Origin of the sequence: Streptomyces sp. NPDC079167 (genome assembly GCF_040686735.1) — a bacterium.
Lineage (GTDB): Bacteria > Actinomycetota > Actinomycetes > Streptomycetales > Streptomycetaceae > Streptomyces.
Genome location: NZ_JBFBLO010000008.1, coordinates 256,776 through 277,477 on the forward strand (window position 1 = coordinate 256,776; position 20,702 = coordinate 277,477).

Below are 20,702 nucleotides of genomic sequence, written 5' to 3' on the forward strand. Positions count from 1 at the left end.
CCTCTGCCACCGGGAGAGGGCCGGTGAAGGCTGTTTGCCGCCGAAGCTGTCGGCGATCTCCCCGGGAGGATTGACGTCAGTGCCGGATCAGGCCCCCGACCGGGACCGGAGCGACGTGGCCGGTCGGCGGGACGGTCCGTGCCAGGGCCAGGCCGATGTCGACCAGCGAGGACCGGCCGAGGCCGGCGATGTCGGGGAGCGGAGTCCAGACCGACTCGGCGGTCTCGCCGTTCGGCTCGGGACGGAGCCGGCCGCCGGTGATGCGGACCCGGTAGAAGATCCCCACGTTCTGGAGCTCGGGCCGGCCGGGCAGTCGGCGTTCGCCCGCCGGGACCACCCGTGAGTCCACGCCCAGCAGACGCTCGACCACTGCCTCCAGACCGGTCTCCTCGGCGACCTCCCGGACCACCGCGTCGAACGGGTCCTCCGCGTGCTCGACCCTGCCGCCCGGAAGGGTCCAGTTGGGCTCGCCCTCCGGTGGGACATGACGGGCGAGCAGCACCCGCCCGTTCTCGATGCACACGGCGTACGCGGCCAGTCGCAGGTCCATCCCCGCAGGCTACGGGGCCTCAGCCCCGCCCCGCCGTGCTGTTCGCGCCGTCGATCGCCTCGCGGACGATGTCCGCGTGCCCGGTGTGCTGGGCCGTCTCCTGGAGGAGGTGCAGCAGGATCCTGCGTACCGGCCAGTGGTGGACGGTCCCGGGCTCCCAGGGGGTCTCCGGCAGGGGGACCTCCGCGTCCGGGTCCGCCTTCGCGGCGGCCTCGTCGGTTGCGCGGGCGGCCTCCTCGTAGGCGGCGCGCAGGCCGGTGAGGGTGGCGCCCTCCGGTGCCTGGTACTGGCTCATGTCCCACATGCCGTCCGGAGTCCGGCCGGTGGCGTCGGTGAGGATGTGCGTCCAGACCCTCTCGCCCCGCGTGAGGTGGTTGAGGATGCCGCCGAGCGTCAGCTCGCTCACCGTGGAGCGCTCGGTGAGCTGTGTGTCCGTGGCGTCCCGCACGGTGATGAGGAGGAGCCGGCGCGCTTCACGGAGCGCCTGCAGGATGCCTTCGGTCTCTGGAGTCATGCGGGGAGCCCAGGAAGAGAACAGGACGGAAAATGTCCTACTTGCTCACGTGTCCGCTCCGGCTGCCAGGAAGTCCCGGTTCACGTCGATCAGTTGATCGAGGGCCTCTCTGGCGGCGGTCAAGCTGTCGATCGTGGAGGAAAGGCGCGTCCGTTCCTGATTCATCGCGGTCAAGGCTGTCCGTGCCCTGTCCGAAGTGGGCTCGGTCATGCAGGGGACCATCTGGGCAATGGCCCTGCTGGACATTCCGGCGGCCAGGAACACTGTGGAGAAGGTCTGAGGGTCCGCCGCCGGCCGGCGGCCCGTTCGGTGCCCCGCGGCACCGGCCCGGCCGCCGGGTGTGAGGTCAGTGCCGGGTGCGATCAGCCGGCGCGTCCTCGTCGCGGGCGGGCACGGACAGAAGGTGCTCGGCCGCGCCTTCGAGCATCCGGGCGTTCTCGGCCGCGCGCGGGAGCATCGACTTCTCGTAGTTGCGCACGGCGTCGTCGACGGTCGACGAGCGGCCGAGCGCGAGCGCCAGTTCGCAGGCGTCGAGCATGGCGAGGTTGACGCCGACACCGAGCGGCGGCATGAGGTGTGCGGCGTCTCCCAGGAGTGCCACGCTCGGCGAGTACTCCCATGTGTGCGGCACAGGAAGGGCGAAGATCGGACGATCGACGTAGGGGCCGTCGTTGTCGGTGATCAGGCGGAGCAGCTCCGGCGACCAGGCCGCATACGTGTTGAGCAGGTGTGCGCGGATGCCTTCCGTGTCCTCGGAGTGAAGCCCGGCCGCCGCGATCCAGTCCAGGGGCACGCGCTGCATGATGTAGACGCGCATGTGGCCGCCGCTGTTGCGCTGCGCGAAGAAGCCCTGCTCGCCGTCGGCGGCGTGGGCGCTGCCCTGCCCGACCAGTGCGGAGAGCTCGGGGTGTGCGTTCTCCATGTCGTCAAACCAGGCCTCGAGGAAGCTGACCCCGGTGTAGTGCGGGGTCGCGGGTGACACCGCAGCGCGGACACGGGAGAAGGCGCCGTCCGCGCCGATCACGAGATCCGTCTCGGCAGTGGTTCCGTCGGTGAACGTCAGCGTGCGAGGCCCGTCGGCCGGTCCGCTCACCGACTCGAGAGTGCGTCCCCACCTGACCGTCCCCGCGGTGAGCGAGCGCAGGAGGAGAGCGCGGAGCTGTCCGCGGTCGATCTCGGGGGCGGCCGTTTCGCCCTCGCCCGGCAGATGGTGCGCGAGGACGCGTCCCGTCAGGTCCATGTCGTACGCCTCCTGCCCCTCGAACCTGGCGAGTGCGAAGAAATGCTCCAGCAGGCCCGCCTCCCGGAGTGCGAGCTGGCCGTCCTCCTCGTGGAGGTCGAGCGAGCCGCCCTGGTCGCGGGAGTCCGCGTCCGGATCGCGGTCGTACACCGTCACGGCGATGCCCTGCCGCTGGAGAATCCGTGCGCAGGTGAGGCCTCCCGGGCCTGCGCCGATGATGCTGATCCGGGCGTTCGCGGGCGTCGGAGAGTTCATGGGGTGGGTTCCTTCGTTCGGTGGGGCATCCGGTGGCGCGTGGCACGGCGACGACCGGTGCCGCGACCCGGCGGGTCGGCAGCCCCTGCTGACTCAGCAAAGCAGAAGCGAGTCAATAAGTGCAACCAGTACGGTTTCTGCATTGGTTCAGTGATGGGGTAGGATGCTGCCATGTCCCACTCCCCGACCCCTGGCCGTCGCGAGCGTAAGAAGGCCGCGACGAGACAGGCCATCGCCGACGCCGCCCTCGAGCTCTTCCTGGAGCACGGCTTCGAGCGGGTGAGCGTCCGTGACGTCGCCGAAAGGGCCGACGTGTCGACGACGACGTTGTTCGCGCACTACCCGAGCAAGGAAGCACTGGTCTTCGACCGGGAGGAGGGCGTCGACGCCAAGCTGGCCGCCGCCGTCCGTGAGCGGCCCGCGGGGCAAGGTGTCGTCGAGGCGCTCCGCGCGCACGCGCTGGAATCCTGGGTCTCGCTCGCGTCGGACCCGCGGCTGGAGCGGTTCACCGCGCTGGTGGACGGCACGCCGGCCCTCCGTGAGTACGCGGAGCGCATGTGGATGCGGCACGCGGACACCCTCGGTGCCGTGATCGCGGAGGAACTGGGACGGGAGTCGGATGATCTCGCCTGCGCGGCCCTCGCGCGGTTCGTCCTGGAGGTCCCGACCTTGTCCAAGGGCCGGGACGATCCGCGCGCGACTGTGGAGACGGTTTTCGACCTGCTGACCTACGGCTGGCAGGCGCAGGTCGACGGGAAGGTGTCCGAAGGTCAGGTGCGCGGGGAATCAGCCGCCCGGCCGACACGTTGAACCGGCGGCGGAGGCCCCCTCCGCACCGGTACAGCAGAACTGGAGAGCGGAAGAGTCATGCGCGTCGAGATATGGAGCGACATCGCCTGCCCGTGGTGCTACGTCGGAAAGGCGCGCTTCGAGAAGGGGCTGGCCGGGTTCGATCACCGTGACGAGATCGAGGTGGTCCACCGCTCCTTCGAGCTCGACCCGGGACGGGCCAAGGGCGACACCGAGCTGGTGATCGACATGCTGGCCCAGAAGTACGGGCGCAGCCCCGAGGAAGCCCGGGCCATGGAGGGCAACGTCGCGGCGAACGCGCAGGCCGAGGGGCTGGGCTACCGCACCGAGGGGCGTGACCACGGCAACACCTTCGACATCCACCGGCTGCTCCACCTCGCCAAGGCCCGCGGGCGCCAGGACGAGCTGCTGACCCTCGTCTACCGGGCGAACTTCGCCGAGGACCGCTCCGTCTTCGACGACGCGGTGCTCGCCGACCTGGCCGCCGAGGCGGGGCTCGACGCCGACGAGGCGCGCAGGGTGCTGGCCGACCCCGAGGCGTACGCCGACGACGTACGCGCCGACGAGCGGGAGGCGGCCGAACTCGGAGCCGACGCCGTGCCGTTCTTCGTCTTCGACCGCCGCTACGGCATCTCCGGCGGCCAGCCGGCCGAGGTCTTCGTGCAGGCGCTGGAGCAGGCGTGGAAGGACCATCAGGCCCCCGGCCTCACCCAGGTGGGCGGGGACGCCGCCGCCTGCGACGCGGACGGGTCCTGCGAAGTGCCCGAGGGCAGCCCGTCCGACCAGCGCGTATAAGGATCTCTTTGGCGTGCCGCTCGAACTCGCGTGATTGACGTGGGGTTGAGCGGCCGTCAGGCTGTCCCGCATGGAGACTTCTGCGATCGACCGGGCCAGAGCCACCGAATTCGCATCAGAGACCACCTATCTCAACACCTCCAGCTGCGGGCTCCTGCCCCGTCGCGCCGTCGAGGCCGTCAAGGCGCTCGCATCGGACAGCGCCGTAGGCGTCCGTGGCGGGGTGGGCAGCTTCGAATCCGTGGACGCCACCCGCGCCGGGTTCGCCCGGATCGCGGGTGTCGCGCCCGCGCGGGTGGCCGTCGGCGGCTCCGTCGCCACGCATGTGGGGCTCGTCGCGGCCTCACTCCCGGCAGGGGCCGAAGTCCTCGCTCCGACGGGGGAGTTCAGCTCCGTCGTCAGCCCCTTCGCCGTGCGCGGTGACCTGAAGATGCGTTACGTCCCGCTGATCGAACTGGCCGACGCGGTGCGGCCGGGGACCGCGATCGTCGCCTTCTCGGCGGTCCAGTCCTCCGACGGCCGGGTCGCCGACCTGGACGCCGTCCGTGCGGCCGCCGCCGCGCACGGCGCCCGCACGATGCTCGACGCCAGTCAGTCGGCCGGCTGGCTGCCGCTGGACGCCGGAGCGTACGACTACACGGTCACCGGCGGGTACAAGTTCCTGATGGGTCCCCGGGGCACGTCGTTCCTCACCGTGACGGAGGAGGCGCAGCCGACCCTGCCTGCCCTCTACGCGGGCTGGGTCGCGGCCGAGGACCGCTGGAACAGCACCTACGGGCCGGTCGAGAAGCTCGCCGCCGACGCCCGGCGCTTCGACGAACCGGTCGCGTTCCTCGCCTACCACGGGGCCGAGCGGTCGCTGGACCTGCTGGCCGAGGTGGGGGTGGACTCCGTGTACGCGCACGCCACCGGGCTCGCCGCCCGCTTCCGGGAGGGGCTGGCGTCGATCGGCCACGAGGCGGTGCCCGGCACCTCGGCCATCGTCGCCGTGCCCGGCCTGGGCGCCCGTGAGCCCGACCTTGCAGCGGCGGGGGTGATGGTCTCGGCCCGGGCGGGAAATCTGCGGGCCGCGTTCCACCTCTACAACACCGAGGCCGACGTCGACCACGCCCTGGACGTCCTGTCCGGCTGAGCTACTGCGCGGGGTACTCCCCGGCCTCCTGGCAGAGGTTCTTCTCCACCTTGGCGAGCAGCCGGGTCAGCTCCGCCCGGTCGGCCGGGTCCAGCCCCGCGAGGGTGTGCTCCTCCAGGCCCGACCAGGCGCTGCGCACCTCGTCGTGCAGGGCGCAGCTCTCCCCGGTCGCCTCGACCAGGACGGCCCGCCGGTCGTCCGGATCGGGGCGGCGGCGTACGTGCCCGGCCTGTTCGAGGCGCTGGAGCATCTTGGTGACGGTGGACGGGTCGAGGTCCACGGCCTTGATCAGCTCGGCCTGGCGGACCGCCCCTGTGTCCCACAGGTGCATCATCAGGAACTCCTGGCCCGGGTAGAGCCCGAGCCCCTTGAGCATGCGGCCGGCCGTGATCCTGTGCAGCCGGGCGACCCGGGACACGGCATGGCTGACCGGGCCGCCGAGGGCCGCGCTCGGCAGCGCGCCGACGCAGGCCTCATCGGCGGGGGCGGTGCTGTCATCCTTCATCGGGGCTCCTCGGGGCGGTGTCGCGGCCCGGTCGGTGCCGGGGTTCATGACGTCCTCATGAACTTTACCTTGGTCGGCCAATTAATGGGTTACAGTGACCTGGCACCCACTTACTTGGCCGACCATGTAAATACCTCGGAGGCTTCCGTGACCACCGTTTTCGACCCCGTCGACCTCTCCGGCACCCAGCTGTCCAACCGCATCGCCCTCGCCCCCATGACCCGCAGCCGGGCCGGGGAGGGAGGCACCGCCACCGACCTCACCGTCGAGTACTACACCCAGCGCGCCTCGGCCGGGCTGATCATCACCGAGGGCGTCCAGCCCTCCGTGGTGGGCCAGGGGTACCCCTCCACCCCCGGCCTGCACAGCGCCGAACAGGTCGCCTCCTGGCGCAAGGTCACCGACTCCGTCCACGCGGCGGGTGGGCGGATCTTCGCCCAGATCATGCACGCGGGCCGGATCGGCCACCCCGTCCTGCTGCCGGACGGACTGATCCCCGTGGCACCCTCCCCGGTCGCCGCCCCCGGCCAGGTCTACACCCAGGCGGGCCCGAAGGACTTCGTCGAGCCGCACGAGCTCACCGACGCGGAGATCCGCGCGACCATCGGCGACTTCGTCACGGCCTCCCGTAACGCGGTGGAGGCCGGCTTCGACGGCGTCGAGCTGCACGGAGCCAACGGATACCTGATCCAGCAGTTCCTGGCGCCCAACACCAACCTGCGCACCGACGAGTGGGGCGGCTCCGACACCGCCCGTATCCGCTTCGCCGTCGAAGTGGTCAAGGCGGTCGTCGCCGAGATCGGCGCCGAGCGGACCGCGATCCGCATCTCGCCCGGAAACCCCTACAACGGCATCGAGGAGCCCGAGCCGGACGCCGTCTACAGGGCGCTCGTCGCGGAGCTGGAGCCGCTCGGACTGGCGTACCTGCACGTGCTGGAGCAGGCGGACGGCCGTGAGCTGACGCTCGCGCTGCGCAAGCAGTTCACGGGGGCTCTCGTCCTCAACGTCTTCTCCGAAGGGCCGACGGGCCCCGGACACCACACGGTCATCGACGACGGAATCGCCGACATCATCTCCTACGGCGCCCTGTTCCTCGCCAACCCGGACCTGCCGGCCCGCCTGAAGGCCGGCGGTCCCTTCAACACTCCGGACCCGAAGACCTTCTTCGGCGGCGACGCGAAGGGTTACACCGACTACCCGGCGCTGGACGCCGTCTGACCGGACCCCCGAGGCGGAGGCCCGAAGCCGTGCGGGCCTCCGTGGCAGAGTCCCGCCGTGAGCGACGACACGAAGCACGGCATACGGATCAGGCCGGGAAGCCCGGCCGACGCACCGGCGATCCTGGACATGCTCGACTCCGCGGTGGCCTGGATGAACGCCCGCGGCAGCACCGAACAGCGGGGCACGGTTCCGTACTCGCAGACGTCCGGCGGTCCGGCCCGGATCGAGCGGTACACCACCGTGAACTCTCCGTACGTCGCGGAGCTGGACGGTGTGCCCGCCGGGGCGCTGGTGCTCGACTCCGGTCCCAGCCCGCGGATGCCGATCGCGGCGGCCGGTGAACCGGAGCGGTATGTGCGCCTGCTCGTCTCCGACCGCCGGCACGCCGGGCCGGGCGTCGGGGCGGCTCTGCCGGCCCATGCCGTGGCTCTGCCGGCCCATGCCGTGGAGGAGACCCGGCGGGCCAAGGTCGGCCTTCTGCGGGCCGGCTGAGACCGGTGCGTGCCGGCTGGGACGGGTAGGTGTCCGGCGACGGGAGACCCTCAGGCCCCGGCCCCGCGCCGCCGCCCGGCCCTACGCCGAGTCCCGGCGCACCAGTTCGGTGGGGAGGATGACCGCGGCGGGGTCCTCCCCGCCGATCTGTGCCAGCAGCACCCGCACCATCTCGGCGCTGATCCGGTCCCACGGCTGACGTACCGTCGTGAGTTCCGGGCGCGCCGCGAGCGCCGCGGGTGAGTCGTCGAACCCGCCGACCGCGATGTCCTGCGGCACACGCCGGCCGGCCCGCTCCAGCGTGGTCAGCACCCCCTGCGCCATCAGGTCCGAAGCGACGAACACCGCGTCCACGTCGGGCGCCCGCTCCAGCAGCAGCGCGGCCGCCGCCTCACCGCCCGCCCGGCTGTAGTCGCCCGGCACGATCAGGGCCTCGTCGACCGGCAGCCCGCACTCCGTGAGCGTCTCCCGGTAACCCGCCAGCCGGTCCACCCCGCCCGGGGTGTCCAGGGGGCCGGTGACCGTGGCGATCCGGCGGCGCCCCGACCCGTACAGGAAGCGCACCATGTCCCGGGCGCCGTGCCGGTCGTCGGCGGCCACATAGCTGACCCGCGACCCCTGCCCGAGCGGCTTCCCGCAGGCCACCAGTGGCACCCCGGCCTCGTGCAGCTGCGCGGCGACCGGGTCCCCCGAGTGGCTGGAGACCAGCAGCACCCCGTCCACGTGCCCCGCGATGTAGCGCATGTTGCGGCGCCGCTCCGCCTCCGTGCCCGCGATCATCAGGAGCAGCGGGATGTCGTGGGCGGCGAGCGCGGTGGTGCAGCCGCGCAGCAGCACGTTGAAGTTCGGGTCCTCGAAGAAGCGCTCCTGGGGCTCGGTCAGCAGGAACGCCACCGAGTCGGAGCGCCCGGTGATCAGGGACCGGGCATGCCGGTTCACGGTGTAGCCGGTCCGCCGGATGGCGGACTGAACCGCGTCGAGCGCGGCCGGGCTGACGTTGTGACCGCCGTTGAGCACCCGCGAGACCGTGCCCCGGGAGACCCCGGCCTCCCGGGCGACGTCGTGGATCGTCGGCGGCCTGCGGCGTCCCGCGCCGTTCTGTTCTGTGCGGCTCATGTTGCATGATCTTTCATCAAAGGTCGCCCTGTTGAGGAGCAGTCAGGACTTTACGGCGCCGGAGAGCAGGTCCAGGCTCCAGAACCGCTGGATCACCAGGAACAGGGCGACCAGCGGGATGATCGCCAGCAGAGCGCCCGTGATGACCAGCGTGTAGAGCGCCGGGGTGTTGGCGCCCTGCTGGAGCAGCGTGTAGAGCCCCAGGGTCACGGGGAACTTCTCGTCGTCGCCGAGCATGATGTAGGGCAGCAGGAAGTTGTTCCAGACCGCCACGAACTGGAACAGGAACACCGTCACCAGCCCCGGCAGCATCATCGGCAGCGCGATGGTCCGGAAGATCCGCCACTCGCCGCCGCCGTCCATGCGTCCCGCCTCGATCACATCGGCCGGCACGGCGGCCGCCGCGTAGATGCGGGCGAGGTAGACCCCGTACGGGGAGAGGATCAGCGGCAGCAGGACCGAGAGGTAGGAGTCGGTCATGTCGGCTTCGGCCAGCAGCAGGTACTGCGGCACGGCCAGGATCACCGGGGGCATCAGCACCCCGGCGAGCAGGATGTTGAAGACCGTCTCCTTGCCGCGGAAGCGGTACACCGCCAGCGCGTACCCCGAGACCGCGGACACCGCCGTGGACAGCAGGGCGCCCACCCCGGCGTAGAAGGCCGAGTTGGCCATCCACTTCCAGTAGACCCCGTCGCGGTACTCCGTGAGGTCGGCGACGTTGTCGGTGAACCCGGAGCCGGGCAGGAAGGTGAAGGTGGAGAACAGCTCGCTGCCGGACTTCGTCGAGGCGACCAGCACCCAGAGGACGGGCAGCAGGCAGTAGACGGCGCCGAGGAGCAGCGCGGCCGTGGGGACCAGGGGGAGACGCCGGCGGCCGGGCGCGGCGAGGGACGGGGTGCTCATCGGGAGTCTCCCTGCTTCGTACGGGAGTTGGCCGCCCTGAGGAAGCCGAAGGACAGGGCGAGGGTGGCGAGGGCGATGATGACCGCCTGGGCCGCCGCCGCGTGGATGTCGTTGTTGACGAAGGCGTCCTGGTAGACCTTCATCAGCGGACTCCAGGTGGTGGACAGCGAGTTGGTGAGCGGCTTCAGGGTGGTGGGCTCGCTGAATACCTGGAGCGTCGCGATGATCGAGAAGAAGAAGGTCAGGATCAGGGACGGCGCCACCATCGGGATCTTGATCCGCAGCGCGATCTGGAGCTGCGAGCAGCCGTCGAGCCGCGCGGCCTCGAAGATCTCGGCGGGAATCGCCCGCAGCGAGGTGTAGATCACGATCATGTTGAAGCCGGTGCCACCCCACACCGCGATGTTGGCCAGCGAGAGGTACAGCGGCCCGCCGTCCAGCAGATCGGGCTGCGGCAGCCCCACCGCGTCGAGCACGTACAGGAAGGGGCTGACGTCGGGCAGATAGAGGAAGCCCCACATCAGCGCGGCGATGACCCCGGGGATCGCGTACGGCAGGAAGATCGCCAGCCTGGTGAAGCCGCGCAGCCGGAGCCCGTCGGTGTCCAGCAGCAGGGCGAAGAGCAGGGCGAGACCGAGCATCACCGGGACGACGATCGCGCCGTAGCCGAGGATGCGCAGCGCTCCGTGCAGCAGCTCCGAGTCGGAGAGGGCGTCGGTGTAGTTGGAGAGCCCGGCCCAGATCTCGTCGCGGGCGCCCTTGCCGAGACCGAGCCCCTTCACCTCGGTCCGGCGGAAGCTGAGGTACACGGCGTAGCCGATGGGCAGGGCGAAGAAGAGCAGGAACAGGACGGTGGCGGGGACCAGGAAGGCGTACGGGGCGCTCTTGACCCCGTACGCCTTCCCGCGGGGTGTACGCGTCACTCCGAGACTCCGAAGCCCTGCTTCTTCAGGTCCGTGACGGTGGCGTCCTGCATGGCGGACAGCGCGGCGCCGAAGTCCGACTTGTTCTTGGCCGCGGCGGCGAAGTTGTCCTTGAAGGCGCTGTACGCGACGTTGACGTTCGGGCCCCAGGCGGCCGGTGCGGTGCCCTGGGCGATCGTGGCGGCCTCGGTGTAGAAGTCGGGCTGGTTCGAGAAGTAGTCCGGCGCCTTCGCGAGCGCGCCGCCGGTCTGGGCGGCCGTAGCGGCGGGGTAGATGCCGCCCTCCTTCACCAGTGCGGCGAGGGCCGTGGGATCGGTGTTCAGCCACTTCGCGAAGGCGGCGGCGGCCTTCTTGTCCTTCGAGTCGTTGGTGACCGCCGTGGAGGAACCGCCCCAGCTGCCGGTGACGTTCTCGCCCGCCTTCCACTGGGGGAGCGGGGCCATCGCCCACTTGCCCTTGGTCTCGGGCGCCGCCGTGGTCAGGGTGCCCGGCGCCCAGACGGCGCTGACCCAGGCGACCTGCTTTCCGGTGTTGAGCGCCTTGTTCCAGGCCGGGGTGTACATCGGCTGGTTGTCGATGGCCCCCTCCTCGACGAGGCCGCCCCAGAAGTCGGCGACCTTCCGCGTGGCCGGGTCGTCGATGGCGACCTTCCACTTGTCGCCGCCCGTGGTCCACCACTTCGCGCCCGCCTGCTGGGCGAGGCCCGCGAAGAGGCCCGAGTCGTTGGAGGAGAAGGTGGTGAGGTCCTTGTCCGGCGCCTTCTTCTTCAGCGCGCGGGCGGTCTCGGCGAACTCGTCCCAGGTGGTGGGCACGGTCAGGCCGTACTGCTCGAAGAGGTCCTCGCGGTAGTAGAACATCAGCGGGCCGGAGTCCTGCGGCAGGGCGTACAGGGCGTCCGAGCCGAGCGTCGTCTGCTGCCAGATCCCGTCGGCGAACTCGCTCTTCGCGTCCCCCGCCTCCTCGGATATGTCGGCGAGGACATCGTTGGAGACCAGGGTGGGGAGTGCCTGGTACTCGGCCTGGACCAGGTCGGGGGCCTTGTGGGCCTTCGCCGCCGTGATGATCTTGGTGACCAGGTCGTCACCGGACGCCTGCTTCTTCACCGTGACGGTGATGCCGGCCTCCTTGCCCGGGCCCTTGTTCCAGATGTCCGCGACCTTGTCCATGCCGGGCGCCCACGCCCAGTAGGTCAGCGACGCGGGCCCGGAGGAGGCCGGCTCGTCGCCGCCGTCGTCCGAGCCGCACCCGGAGAGCAGGGCGGTGGCGGCGAGTGCGGCGGCTGTGGACACCGCGACGGTGCGGTACTTCATGGTTTCTCCCCTGACGAGACGAACAGACCCTCGGCGGACCGGCCGGAAAGGCGCTGTGAGCGTTCACAGTAGAGAAACGAAACCGACACTTGTCAATGGTTGTTGCTGTGCGGTTATGTTGGCCCTGCGCCGCCGAGAGTGTGTGTGCACGTTCCCAGAAGTTGTCCGAAAGAGCCAGGAGCTGTCCATGCCGCACTCAGAACCCACGCCGTACCCGGTCGGTCTGCACAAGCTGGCCTTCGGCGGCGACTACAACCCCGAGCAGTGGCCCGAAGAGGTCTGGCACGAGGACGTACGCCTGATGCGGGAAGCCGGCGTGACCATGGTCAGCGTCGGGATCTTCTCCTGGGCGCTGCTGGAGCCCGAACCGGGCACCTACGACTTCAGCTGGCTCGACCGGCTCCTGGACCTGCTGCACGTCAACGGCGTCCGCGCCGACCTCGGAACCCCCACCGTCGCACCGCCCGCCTGGTTCTACCGCGCCCACCCCGAGGCGCTCCCGCTCAGCCGCGACGGGGTGCGCCTCGCCTTCGGATCACGCGGCGCGATCTGCCACAGCTCGGCCCCCTACCGCGCGGCGGCGGCGAACATCACCGAGCAGCTCGCCCGCCGCTATGCCAACCACCCCGCCCTCGCGATGTGGCACGTCCACAACGAGTACGGCGTCCCCGTCAGCGCCTGCTACTGCGACAACTGCGCCGCCCACTTCCGCCGCTGGCTCACCGCCCGGCACGGCTCGGTCGACGCGGTCAACGAGGCATGGGGGACCGCCTTCTGGGGCCAGCGCTACCGCACCCTCGACGACATCGACCCGCCCCGCACCACCCCGACCGTCGGCAACCCCGCCCAGCAGCTCGACTACGCCCGCTTCGCCGACGCCACCATGCGGGAGAACTTCACCGCCGAACGCGACATCCTGCACCGGCTCGCCCCCGGCATTCCCGTCACCACCAACTTCATGACCGCCCTCAGCCAGTGCGACTCCGTCGACTACTGGGCCTGGGGCCGCGAGGTCGACCTCGTCACCAACGACCACTACCTGATCACCGACGGCCGCCGCACCCACGTCAACCTCGCGATGGCCGCCGACCTCACCCGCTCGGTCGCGGGCGGCGCACCCTGGCTGCTCCTGGAGCACTCCACGAGCGGCGTCAACTGGCAGCCCCGCAACCCCGCCAAGCGCCCCGGCGAGATGGCCCGCAACAGCCTCGCCCACGTCGCCCGGGGATCCGAGGGCGCGATGTTCTTCCAGTGGCGGCAGTCCCGGCGCGGCGCCGAGAAGTTCCACTCCGCGATGGTCCCGCACGCCGGAACCGACTCACGGATCTGGCGGGAGGTGAGCGCGCTCGGCGCCGGGCTCGGCCTGCTGGAGGATGTCCGCTCCACCCGGACCGTCGCCGACGTGGCGATGCTGTGGGACTGGGAGTCCTGGTGGGCGCAGCGCCTGGAGTGGCGCCCGAGCGAGGAGCACGACGCCCGCGAGCGCGCCGACACGTTCTACGCCTCGCTCTACGACCAGCACCTCACGGTCGACTTCGCCCACCCGGACTCCGACCTCTCCCGCTACCCGCTGGTCGTCGTCCCCGCCCTCTACCTCACCACCGAGGAGAGCGGCCGCAATCTGCGCCGGTACGTCGAGAACGGCGGCACCCTCGTCGTCTCGTACTTCTCCGGCATCGTCGACACCGACGACGCGGTGCATCCCGGCCCCTATCCGGGCGCGCTCCGTGACGTCCTCGGCCTGACCGTCGAGGAGTTTTCCCCGCTCGGCGAGGGCGGCACGGTCCGCCTCATCACCCCCGAGGGCGCCCCGGAGGGCCCGGAGCTGACCGGCGACGTCTGGTCGGACGTGGTGATCCCGCGCGGCGCCGAGACCGTCTGGGCGTACGCCGACGGCATCCCGGCCGGCCGCCCCGCCGTGACCCGTAACCGGCTCGGCGAGGGCACCGCCTGGTACCTCTCCACCCGGCTCTCCGGCCCCGCCCTGGACACCGTCCTGACCCGCGCCGCCGCCGACGCCGGCATCGAACCGCGCACGAACCTGCCGTACGACGTCGAGGTGGTGCGCCGCACCGGCGCCACCGGCAGCTACCTCTTCGTGATCAACCACTCGGACGCCGACGCCGGGGTGGCGCTGGACGCCCCCGGCACCGAACTCCTCACCGGCGAGCCCGCCGTGGACAAGCTCGCCGTTCCGGCGGGGGCGGTCCGCGTCGTACGGCTCGACGGCTGAGGCCCCCCGCTCACCCCGCACAACGGTCGAAGGGACATCGACGATGTACGGAACGATGCACACCCGCGCGAAAGCGGCCGGGACGGTGGCCGCACTGTCCGGCCTCGTGTTCGCCGCACTCCCCGCCCAGGCCGCCCACGCGGCCACCACCCCCGTCAACACCGGTTTCGAGTCGGGCGCCACCGGCTGGTCGACGTACTCGGCCGGCGGGCAGGACGCCGCCTCCTTCACCGAGGCGGGCGGCCACGGCGGCAGCACCCGGCTCAGCCACTGGTCGGCCTCGGCGTACAAGGTCGAGACCTACCAGTACCTGAGCGGCCTCACCGACGGCACGTACACCCTGAGCGCCTGGGTCCGCTCCGGCGGCGGCCAGAACAGCGCCTACATCGCCCTGCGCAACTGCGGCGCCGCCGAGCAGCGCACCGACCTGCCGCCGACCGCGAACGGCGACTGGGTCCGGCTGGTCACCTCCGTCAAGGTGACCGGCGGGGCCTGCACGATCAGCCTCAACTCCGACGCGCACGCGGGGGAGTGGGCCAACTTCGACGACATCACCTTCACCCCGGGGTCCACCGGACTGAGCATCCGGGGCGGTGACCTGTCCACCCTCCCGAAGAACGAGGCGCACGGCGCGACGTACAGCGACGCGAGTGGCAGGGCCGGGGACGCCATGAGCATCCTCAAGAGCTCCGGGATGAACTACGTACGCCTCAAGGTCTGGGTGGACCCGGCCGACGGCTACAACGACAAGGCCCGTGTCCTGGCCATGGCCAAGCGTGCCAAGGCCCTCGGCATGAAGACGCTCGTCGACTTCCACTACTCCGACGCCTGGGCCGACCCCGGCAAGCAGAACAAGCCCGCGGCCTGGGCGGGCCACAGCTACGCGCGGCTCCGCACGGACGTCTACAACCACACCTACGACGTACTGAACGCCCTCAAGGCCCAGGGCACCACCGCCGACATGGTGCAGATCGGCAACGAGATCAACGGCGGGATGCTCTGGCCGGAGGGCTCCACCGACAACTGGCCCCAGCTGGCCGGGCTCCTCACCTCGGGCGCGGACGCCGCGAAGGCGGTCTCCTCCACCACGAAGGTGGCGCTGCACCTCGCCGAAGGCGGCGACAACGAGGGCACCCGCTGGTGGTTCGACAACGCGGTGGCGCGGAAGGTGCCCTTCGACGTCATAGCCCTCTCCTACTACGGCTACTGGCACGGCTCCCTGACCGAGCTCCAGACCAACCTGGACGACGCCGCCTCCCGCTACGGGAAGCCGGTGATGGTCGCCGAGACCGCCTACGCCCATACGCTCGCGGACGACGACGGCCTGGAGAACAACGTCGCCACCGCCGGCCAGCTGGTCCCCGGCTACCCCGCGACCCCGGCCGGCCAGGCGGCGAACCTCCGGGACGTCATGAACGTCGTCGAGGCCGTCCCGAACGGCCGGGGACTCGGCGCCGTCTACTGGGAGCCGGCCTGGACCGCCGTCACCGGCAGCGGCTGGGACCCGGCCGACCCGGCGTCGGGCAACGCCTGGGAGAACCAGGCGGTGTTCGACTACGACGGCGGGCTGCTCCCGGCGGCGAAGTGGTTCTCCCACCGCTGACGGCTACAGCGGCGCGCCGTGCCACTTCCACGAGGTGACGCGGTCGCGGCCCGGCAGATCCGCGCGGCCGGTGGACCACAGCAGGACGGTCCACCGGTCGTCGTCGTCCGGGGCGTCGGGGAAGAGCCGGGCCAGCACCCGGTCGCAGAGGTCCCGGGGCGGGGTCCAGGAGAGCGACAGCCCGGCGGCGACATCGTGGGTGTGCACCAGGGTCTCGACCACACCCATCGCGGCGAAGCCCTCCGGGTCGGAGACGCCGTACGAGTGGTAGGAACGCAGGTCGGGGGAGGCTGTCCGCACCATCGCGGCCAGCAGAGCGCCACTGGCCTCCAGCGTCTGGAGCAGCCCGGCGGTCCCCGCCTCCGGGTCCGCGAAGACCGCGTTCCAGGGGCCGCCCTCGCGCTCCGGCGCCCAGCGGTAGGGGACCTCGCTCTCCAACGGGGGCTTACGCGGACCGAGCTGGACGGCGTAAGCGAAGAGGTCGTCGCTCAGATGCTCCACGGTCTCCCAGCAGTCCCACGTCAACGACCCGGCGGGGACACGCCAGTCGTCCTTCGGTGACCCCGCGAGGGCGTCGGCCGCCAGCCGCACCGCCAGCGTCACGTCATCGGCGGTGACCGGCAGCCGGGTCCCGCTCAGCGCCGCGCGCTCGGCCGCGCCGCACTCCACGCAGAACTCGTTGCCCTCCGGGTCGGCCAGGGTCGCCCAGCCCCGCCCGTTCGGCTTGCGGTGGTCGGCGACCAGGGTGGCGCCGAGCGCGAGCAGCCGCTCCACTTCCTCGTCGCGGGTGCGGTGCTCGGGCCGGACGTCGAGATGGACCCGGTTCTTGGTGCCCTTGGGTTCCGGCACCGTGACGAAGAGCAGCGCCGCCCCGGGCGCCTCCACGAGCGCCTCGGGATCACCGGGCGCGTCGTCGTCGGACACGGGCGAACCGAGCACCTCGGCCCAGAAGAGGGCAAGTTCGTAGGCGTCGGCGCAGTCGATGGTGATGTGCTGTACGAGCGAAGTCATGGCCGCCACTGTCGCCCCTGAACCGCACCAAGGTCCAGCGGATTGAAATGGCGACAGGTCATTGGGAAGTTGAAGACGGAATGCCGGTCGGTATAACCGATTTGAGCGTCCACGACCTCCCAATGACCCATGCCCGACTACCGGGAGGCCGGCATGGGGCGCGGGTCGTAGAAGGACTCCTGCAGGTAGGCGGTCTCGTGCGGTTGGTAGGGCTCCTCCAGGTAGGCGGTCTCGTCCTCGTCGAGTTCGACGTCCACCGCGGCGACCGCGTCGGCCAGTTGTGCCGGCTTGGTGACCCCGACGATGGGCGCGGTCACCGCCGGGTTACGCATGACCCAGGCCAGGGCGACCTGGGCCGGGGACAGGCCCCGCTTGCCCGCGATCTCGTGGACGCGCTCGGCCACCGCCTGGTCCCCGTCGCGGTAGAGGATCTTGCCGCCTTCGTCGGTCCCGGCACGCGCCGTGGCGGTGTGCTGGACCCGCGTCAGTCTGCCCCGCGCCAGCGGGCTCCACGGGATCACGCCGATGCCCTGGTCGGCGCAGAGCGGGAGCATCTCCCGCTCCGCTTCCCGGTGGATGAGGTTGTAGTGGTCCTGCATCGACACGAACCGGGTCCAGCCGTTCAGATCTGCCAGGTAGAGAGCCTTGGCGAACTGCCAGGCGTACATGGAGGAGGCTCCGATGTGGCGGACCTTCCCGGACTTGACCGCGTCGTGCAGCGCCTCGAGGGTTTCCTCGATCGGGGTGTCGTAGTCCCAGCGGTGGATCTGGTACAGGTCGATGTAGTCGGTCCCCAGTCGCTTCAGGGAGGCGTCGAGCTCGGCGAAGATCGCCTTGCGGGACAGCCCGGCGCCGTTCGGACCGGGGCGCATCCGCATCCAGACCTTGGTGGCGAGAACGACCTCCTCGCGCCGGGTGAAGTCCTTGACCGCCTGGCCGACGATCTCCTCGCTGCTTCCGGCGCTGTACCCATTGGCCGTGTCGAGGAAGTTGACGCCGCCCTCGATCGCCTGCCTGATGATGTCCCGACTGGCGTCCGCGCCCAGCGACCAGGGCTCGCCGCCCCGGTCCGGCTCGCCGAAGCTCATGCAGCCGAGGGCGATGGCGGAGACTTCCAGTCCGGTTCTTCCGAGCTTGATGTATCGCATGCGCCGAACCTAGGAGCTGGAGTGCGTTCCAACGCAAACGTCTCGGTCCGGAATCCGGAGGCGTGGGGCATGTGTGTCCTGGCGGTTCCGACTCAGGGCTCCTGTGCCCGCCCCAGTGCGTCGCCGACGGCCGAGCAGCCTGGGCCAGGGCATCCGGAGCGGCGGCCGCACGCTCAGGTGCCACCGGTGTTCCGGAGCACGGGTCGCCCGGACAAGTCCTAGTGCCGCCTCAGGCAGCGCACGGGCTCACCGGTCAGGCCTGAGTGTCCTGTGGCTTGACGTCGACCTCGCGCAGGCTCTGGTCCGTGCGCTCGGTGCGTGCCTCGGTGCGGTGCCCCCGGGCGATGTAGTCGCGCACGACCGCTTCAACGGCATCCTGAGGGGATCCAACCCCTGCCAGGACCATCACTTCCACCACCAGTTCGGCGTCGAGGCGGATGTTGACCTTGGCCATGGGTGGCCCCCTTCGTCGGCCCGCGACCGTATCAGCCGTCGCGCCTCCGGTCAGGCGCTCGGCCGGAGCGCCGTTCCGGAGCCGCGGGTACGCATCGACACGGCCATGATCAGGGCCACGAACCAGAACAGGCCCGTGACGGCGCCGATCAGGCTGACCAGGTGCTGGCGGCTGAGGCATGGCGGGATTGTGCACGATCGCATCAACCTGAGGGTATGGCTGGCACACGACGCCGTGTGCCATGGTTGCGGGTATGGCTTGGCAGTCTGGGAGCCCAGAACTCTGGGCATTTCTCGAGTCCCTGCACCGCGGCGAGATCTTGTCCGGCACCGTTGTGGCGATCGAACGGTTCGGGGTCTTCGTGGCCTTGGACGACGGGCCTGAACACCCCACCCTGCCCGGTGCCGGGTTCCTCGGCATCCCCGAACTGTCCTGGCGGCGCTTTGATGATCCCACCGATGTTGTTCAGGTAGGGCAGCGTGTCTCGTGCGAGTTCATGGGGTCCGACACCCACAACGCTGAGGCCAGACTTTCTTTGAAGGCTCTGGAGCCCGACCCACTCCAGGCTTTCGCCGGGCGCACGGTGGTGGGCCAGAAATTCCGCGGGACGGTTGAGAAGGTTGTTCCCATCGGGGCCTTCGTCGACCTCGGGGATGGGATCCTCGGGCTGATCCCCTTCAGAGAGATCGACGGCCGCCCTGCGGCGAGTCCGGCAGAAGACTTCGAGGTCGGAGAGCAGATCGCCGTCGTCGTCGCGGAGATCGAGCTGCCGAAGCGCCGGGTGTTCCTCTCCAGGCCAGAGAGTAGCCAGTACGCAGGTGTCGTACTGCCCACGTGACGGCCGCCCTGCCCGAATCGTTGAGGTGAGCATGGGGCGGGGCGATCTAACGGATGCCGAGTGGGCACGGCTGCGGCCGATCCTGCCGGTCAGCAGCGGGCGTTGTGGCAGGTGATCGACGGGATTCTGCACCGAGTGCGGACCGGGGTGCAGTGGCGTGATCTGCCCGAGAGGTTCGGACCGTGGAAGACCGTCTATGAACGCCACCGTTTGTGGTCGGCCGACGGGACTTGGGAGCATCTGCTCCAGCAGGTCCAGGCCGAGACCGACGCGGTCGGGGAGATCGACTGGGACGTCTCTGTCGACTCCACCGTGGTGCGTGCGCATCAGCATGCGGCCGGCGCCCGCAGCGCCCTGCCGCCAGCCCTCGCTTCAAAGGGGGACGCAAAGGCAGAACACCAGAACGAGGCGACATGTCAGAGCCTTCGCGGCCGCCTGGTGGAGGTGCTGCTGGAGACGAGGGCTTGGGCCGCTCGCGGGGCGGTTTCAGCAGCAAGATCCACCTGAGCGCGGATGGCCGCTGCCGTCCACTGTCCCTGGTCGTCACGCCAGGGCAGCGGGACTGTACCCAGTTCGAATCGGTGCTGGAGAAGATCCGGGTCCCCCGTCTCGGGGCGGGCAGGCCCCGCAAGAAGCCGGACAGCCTCGCTGCGGACAAGGCATACAGCAACGGCCCTGTCCGCGACTACTTGCGGCGCCGCGGCGTCCGGCACACGATCCCGGAGAAGGCTGACAGCCAGGCCGCCCGCCTACGTAAGGGTTCAGGAGGCGGGCGGCCGCCCGCGTGCAACGAAGAGCGGTACAAGAAGCGCGACACCCTCGAGCGGGCCATCAACAAGCTCAAGCACGCCAGAGCCGTCGCCACTCGATACGACAAGCGCGGCTACGTCTTCCTCGGCACCGTCACCGCAGCAGCCCTCGTTATCTGGCTCCGCACGTGATCGCCCGGAAAATTCCTAGCCGGTGGCGTCGCTCATGTCCAGCACCTCCGCTGAATCGGGCGGCTGGATGTCCAGTGGCTCGTCGAAATCACTGAACGACGTGGTGGTGAGCTGCTTTCCGCCCTCACCGCCCTTGTACACGGCCTTCAGGAGGTACGGCTCGCCCTCGGTGGCGACGTAGAAGGTGTACGTGCCCCCCTTGTCCGACGGATCGGTCACCTTCAGCCCGAGCGCCTCCCGGCCGTCGATGCGGGTGGACTCGCCCTTCGTGACCGTGCCGAAGGACTCGAACGGCCGGGTGCACTGGGACAGCCCGCCGCCCGGCTTCGCCTCGGCGACGGGAACCTTCGCCCATTTACCCGGCCCGGCGGTGTCGAGGTCGTTGCCGCTCCACGTCTCCAGGTACGCCTTGTCCGGGCGGACGTAGTCCGTCTCGCCGATCCGGATCTGTTCCAGGGTGCCGCTGCGGGAGTAGGTGTTCTTCACCTGGCACCGGCTCTTCAGATCGGTGGTCATGCGCCATGTCACCGTGTCGTCGCCGACCTTGTTGGTGATCTTGATGGTGAGGGATTTCAGTTCGCCCATCCGGGCGTTGGCCGCGTCGAGCATGGCGTCCGCCGGCTTCTGAGCGGCCTCGTCACCATCGCCTCCGCATCCGGCGAGCGCGGCCCCGGTCAGCAGACACGTCAGTGTCATCGCCGTCGTCCT

The 20,702-nt window shown here is 70.4% G+C and carries 21 protein-coding genes and 2 pseudogenes; 9 read left to right on the forward strand and 14 right to left on the reverse strand.

From position 1 onward, the window contains the following. Positions 1 to 76 precede the first annotated feature (76 nt). From AB0P41_RS19180 to AB0P41_RS19195, 4 genes are all read right to left on the reverse strand, one after another. The gene (locus AB0P41_RS19180) at positions 77 to 550 is read right to left on the reverse strand and encodes an NUDIX hydrolase (RefSeq protein ID WP_365933057.1); all 474 of its coding nucleotides are present in this window, start codon (positions 548 to 550) and stop codon (positions 77 to 79) included. Positions 551 to 569: 19 nt separating this feature from the next. Beyond that, the gene (locus AB0P41_RS19185) at positions 570 to 1,064 is read right to left on the reverse strand and encodes a DUF664 domain-containing protein (protein ID WP_356711988.1); all 495 of its coding nucleotides are present in this window, start codon (positions 1,062 to 1,064) and stop codon (positions 570 to 572) included. Between the two features lie 45 nt (positions 1,065 to 1,109). Then, positions 1,110 to 1,274: a hypothetical protein gene (locus tag AB0P41_RS19190; protein WP_365933059.1), complete on the reverse strand. Its 165-nt coding sequence runs from the start codon at positions 1,272 to 1,274 to the stop codon at positions 1,110 to 1,112. A gap of 136 nt (positions 1,275 to 1,410) precedes the next feature. Continuing rightward, positions 1,411 to 2,559 carry an NAD(P)/FAD-dependent oxidoreductase gene (locus AB0P41_RS19195; RefSeq protein WP_365933061.1) on the reverse strand — a complete coding sequence of 383 codons (1,149 nt, stop codon included), beginning with the start codon at positions 2,557 to 2,559 and terminating at the stop codon, positions 1,411 to 1,413. Positions 2,560 to 2,730: 171 nt separating this feature from the next. Between AB0P41_RS19195 and AB0P41_RS19200 the strand changes: the two genes are divergently transcribed. The 3 genes from AB0P41_RS19200 (at position 2,731) to AB0P41_RS19210 (ending at position 5,296) form a co-directional block, all read left to right on the forward strand. Beyond that, a complete protein-coding gene (locus AB0P41_RS19200; RefSeq protein ID WP_356711980.1) occupies positions 2,731 to 3,369 on the forward strand; it encodes a TetR/AcrR family transcriptional regulator in 639 nt (212 codons plus the stop codon). A 57-nt stretch (positions 3,370 to 3,426) separates the two neighbouring features. Next, positions 3,427 to 4,164, forward strand: coding sequence for a DsbA family oxidoreductase (locus AB0P41_RS19205; protein WP_365933063.1), 738 nt, complete (start codon positions 3,427 to 3,429; stop codon positions 4,162 to 4,164). Between the two features lie 70 nt (positions 4,165 to 4,234). Further along, positions 4,235 to 5,296 carry an aminotransferase class V-fold PLP-dependent enzyme gene (locus AB0P41_RS19210; protein ID WP_365933064.1) on the forward strand — a complete coding sequence of 354 codons (1,062 nt, stop codon included), beginning with the start codon at positions 4,235 to 4,237 and terminating at the stop codon, positions 5,294 to 5,296. Between the two features lies 1 nt (position 5,297). Here AB0P41_RS19210 and AB0P41_RS19215 read toward each other — a convergent pair whose 3' ends face one another. After that, complete coding sequence (locus AB0P41_RS19215) at positions 5,298 to 5,801, reverse strand: MarR family winged helix-turn-helix transcriptional regulator (protein ID WP_365933065.1); 504 nt, start codon at positions 5,799 to 5,801, stop codon at positions 5,298 to 5,300. 147 nt (positions 5,802 to 5,948) lie between these two features. Here AB0P41_RS19215 and AB0P41_RS19220 point away from each other — a divergent pair, with 147 nt between their 5' ends. Further along, entirely contained in the window at positions 5,949 to 7,019 is a 1,071-nt protein-coding gene (locus AB0P41_RS19220; RefSeq protein ID WP_365933066.1) for an alkene reductase, read from the forward strand. A 129-nt stretch (positions 7,020 to 7,148) separates the two neighbouring features. Then, positions 7,149 to 7,505, forward strand: a pseudogene (locus AB0P41_RS19225) (GNAT family N-acetyltransferase); the annotation flags it as partial. A 90-nt stretch (positions 7,506 to 7,595) separates the two neighbouring features. Here AB0P41_RS19225 and AB0P41_RS19230 read toward each other — a convergent pair. From AB0P41_RS19230 to AB0P41_RS19245, 4 genes are read right to left on the reverse strand one after another with little or no spacing between them, the layout of a single operon-like run. Beyond that, positions 7,596 to 8,630: a LacI family DNA-binding transcriptional regulator gene (locus tag AB0P41_RS19230; RefSeq protein ID WP_356711970.1), complete on the reverse strand. Its 1,035-nt coding sequence runs from the start codon at positions 8,628 to 8,630 to the stop codon at positions 7,596 to 7,598. Between the two features lie 42 nt (positions 8,631 to 8,672). Next, positions 8,673 to 9,533 (reverse strand): carbohydrate ABC transporter permease, encoded by an 861-nt coding sequence (locus AB0P41_RS19235; RefSeq protein ID WP_356711968.1) that lies wholly within the window; start codon positions 9,531 to 9,533, stop codon positions 8,673 to 8,675. Then, entirely contained in the window at positions 9,530 to 10,456 is a 927-nt protein-coding gene (locus AB0P41_RS19240; protein WP_365933069.1) for a sugar ABC transporter permease, read from the reverse strand. The genes AB0P41_RS19235 and AB0P41_RS19240 overlap by 4 nt, the downstream gene beginning before the upstream one ends. Continuing rightward, positions 10,453 to 11,766, reverse strand: coding sequence for an extracellular solute-binding protein (locus AB0P41_RS19245; RefSeq protein WP_356711964.1), 1,314 nt, complete (start codon positions 11,764 to 11,766; stop codon positions 10,453 to 10,455). The genes AB0P41_RS19240 and AB0P41_RS19245 overlap by 4 nt, the downstream gene beginning before the upstream one ends. A 187-nt stretch (positions 11,767 to 11,953) precedes the next feature. Here AB0P41_RS19245 and AB0P41_RS19250 point away from each other — a divergent pair, with 187 nt between their 5' ends. Beyond that, on the forward strand, positions 11,954 to 13,999 hold the full coding sequence (locus AB0P41_RS19250; protein WP_365933071.1) for a beta-galactosidase: 2,046 nt from the start codon (positions 11,954 to 11,956) through the stop codon (positions 13,997 to 13,999). A 43-nt stretch (positions 14,000 to 14,042) separates the two neighbouring features. Further along, complete coding sequence (locus AB0P41_RS19255) at positions 14,043 to 15,602, forward strand: arabinogalactan endo-1,4-beta-galactosidase (RefSeq protein WP_365933073.1); 1,560 nt, start codon at positions 14,043 to 14,045, stop codon at positions 15,600 to 15,602. 3 nt (positions 15,603 to 15,605) lie between these two features. Here AB0P41_RS19255 and AB0P41_RS19260 read toward each other — a convergent pair whose 3' ends face one another. The 4 genes from AB0P41_RS19260 to AB0P41_RS19275 form a co-directional block, all read right to left on the reverse strand. Next, positions 15,606 to 16,613, reverse strand: coding sequence for a VOC family protein (locus AB0P41_RS19260; protein WP_365933075.1), 1,008 nt, complete (start codon positions 16,611 to 16,613; stop codon positions 15,606 to 15,608). Positions 16,614 to 16,750: 137 nt separating this feature from the next. Then, positions 16,751 to 17,761, reverse strand: a complete 1,011-nt coding sequence (locus AB0P41_RS19265; protein ID WP_365933077.1) for an aldo/keto reductase — start codon at positions 17,759 to 17,761, stop codon at positions 16,751 to 16,753. Between the two features lie 253 nt (positions 17,762 to 18,014). Further along, positions 18,015 to 18,215 carry a type II toxin-antitoxin system VapB family antitoxin gene (locus tag AB0P41_RS19270; RefSeq protein WP_365933079.1) on the reverse strand — a complete coding sequence of 67 codons (201 nt, stop codon included), beginning with the start codon at positions 18,213 to 18,215 and terminating at the stop codon, positions 18,015 to 18,017. A 50-nt stretch (positions 18,216 to 18,265) separates the two neighbouring features. Continuing rightward, positions 18,266 to 18,418, reverse strand: coding sequence for a hypothetical protein (locus tag AB0P41_RS19275; RefSeq protein WP_365933081.1), 153 nt, complete (start codon positions 18,416 to 18,418; stop codon positions 18,266 to 18,268). A gap of 50 nt (positions 18,419 to 18,468) precedes the next feature. Between AB0P41_RS19275 and AB0P41_RS19280 the strand changes: the two genes are divergently transcribed. Further along, positions 18,469 to 19,053, forward strand: a complete 585-nt coding sequence (locus tag AB0P41_RS19280; RefSeq protein ID WP_365933083.1) for a S1 RNA-binding domain-containing protein — start codon at positions 18,469 to 18,471, stop codon at positions 19,051 to 19,053. Between the two features lie 31 nt (positions 19,054 to 19,084). Then, positions 19,085 to 19,994 (forward strand): annotated as a pseudogene (locus AB0P41_RS19285) (IS5 family transposase). Between the two features lie 15 nt (positions 19,995 to 20,009). Here the strand turns inward: AB0P41_RS19285 and AB0P41_RS19290 are convergent. Further along, positions 20,010 to 20,690 carry a hypothetical protein gene (locus AB0P41_RS19290; protein ID WP_365933085.1) on the reverse strand — a complete coding sequence of 227 codons (681 nt, stop codon included), beginning with the start codon at positions 20,688 to 20,690 and terminating at the stop codon, positions 20,010 to 20,012. Positions 20,691 to 20,702 lie beyond the last annotated feature (12 nt).

What these genes read in the sequence shown, in the direction of transcription:
- AB0P41_RS19180 (WP_365933057.1), bottom strand. Translation starts at nt 550, where the DNA reads ATGGACCTGCGACTGGCCGCGTACGCCGTGTGCATCGAGAACGGGCGG.
- AB0P41_RS19185 (WP_356711988.1), bottom strand. Translation starts at nt 1,064, where the DNA reads ATGACTCCAGAGACCGAAGGCATCCTGCAGGCGCTCCGTGAAGCGCGC.
- AB0P41_RS19190 (WP_365933059.1), bottom strand. Translation starts at nt 1,274, where the DNA reads ATGACCGAGCCCACTTCGGACAGGGCACGGACAGCCTTGACCGCGATG.
- AB0P41_RS19195 (WP_365933061.1), bottom strand. Translation starts at nt 2,559, where the DNA reads ATGAACTCTCCGACGCCCGCGAACGCCCGGATCAGCATCATCGGCGCA.
- AB0P41_RS19200 (WP_356711980.1), top strand. Translation starts at nt 2,731, where the DNA reads ATGTCCCACTCCCCGACCCCTGGCCGTCGCGAGCGTAAGAAGGCCGCG.
- AB0P41_RS19205 (WP_365933063.1), top strand. Translation starts at nt 3,427, where the DNA reads ATGCGCGTCGAGATATGGAGCGACATCGCCTGCCCGTGGTGCTACGTC.
- AB0P41_RS19210 (WP_365933064.1), top strand. Translation starts at nt 4,235, where the DNA reads ATGGAGACTTCTGCGATCGACCGGGCCAGAGCCACCGAATTCGCATCA.
- AB0P41_RS19215 (WP_365933065.1), bottom strand. Translation starts at nt 5,801, where the DNA reads ATGAAGGATGACAGCACCGCCCCCGCCGATGAGGCCTGCGTCGGCGCG.
- AB0P41_RS19230 (WP_356711970.1), bottom strand. Translation starts at nt 8,630, where the DNA reads ATGAGCCGCACAGAACAGAACGGCGCGGGACGCCGCAGGCCGCCGACG.
- AB0P41_RS19235 (WP_356711968.1), bottom strand. Translation starts at nt 9,533, where the DNA reads ATGAGCACCCCGTCCCTCGCCGCGCCCGGCCGCCGGCGTCTCCCCCTG.
- AB0P41_RS19245 (WP_356711964.1), bottom strand. Translation starts at nt 11,766, where the DNA reads ATGAAGTACCGCACCGTCGCGGTGTCCACAGCCGCCGCACTCGCCGCC.
- AB0P41_RS19250 (WP_365933071.1), top strand. Translation starts at nt 11,954, where the DNA reads ATGCCGCACTCAGAACCCACGCCGTACCCGGTCGGTCTGCACAAGCTG.
- AB0P41_RS19255 (WP_365933073.1), top strand. Translation starts at nt 14,043, where the DNA reads ATGTACGGAACGATGCACACCCGCGCGAAAGCGGCCGGGACGGTGGCC.
- AB0P41_RS19260 (WP_365933075.1), bottom strand. Translation starts at nt 16,613, where the DNA reads ATGACTTCGCTCGTACAGCACATCACCATCGACTGCGCCGACGCCTAC.
- AB0P41_RS19265 (WP_365933077.1), bottom strand. Translation starts at nt 17,761, where the DNA reads ATGCGATACATCAAGCTCGGAAGAACCGGACTGGAAGTCTCCGCCATC.
- AB0P41_RS19270 (WP_365933079.1), bottom strand. Translation starts at nt 18,215, where the DNA reads ATGGCCAAGGTCAACATCCGCCTCGACGCCGAACTGGTGGTGGAAGTG.
- AB0P41_RS19275 (WP_365933081.1), bottom strand. Translation starts at nt 18,418, where the DNA reads ATGCGATCGTGCACAATCCCGCCATGCCTCAGCCGCCAGCACCTGGTC.
- AB0P41_RS19280 (WP_365933083.1), top strand. Translation starts at nt 18,469, where the DNA reads ATGGCTTGGCAGTCTGGGAGCCCAGAACTCTGGGCATTTCTCGAGTCC.
- AB0P41_RS19290 (WP_365933085.1), bottom strand. Translation starts at nt 20,690, where the DNA reads ATGACACTGACGTGTCTGCTGACCGGGGCCGCGCTCGCCGGATGCGGA.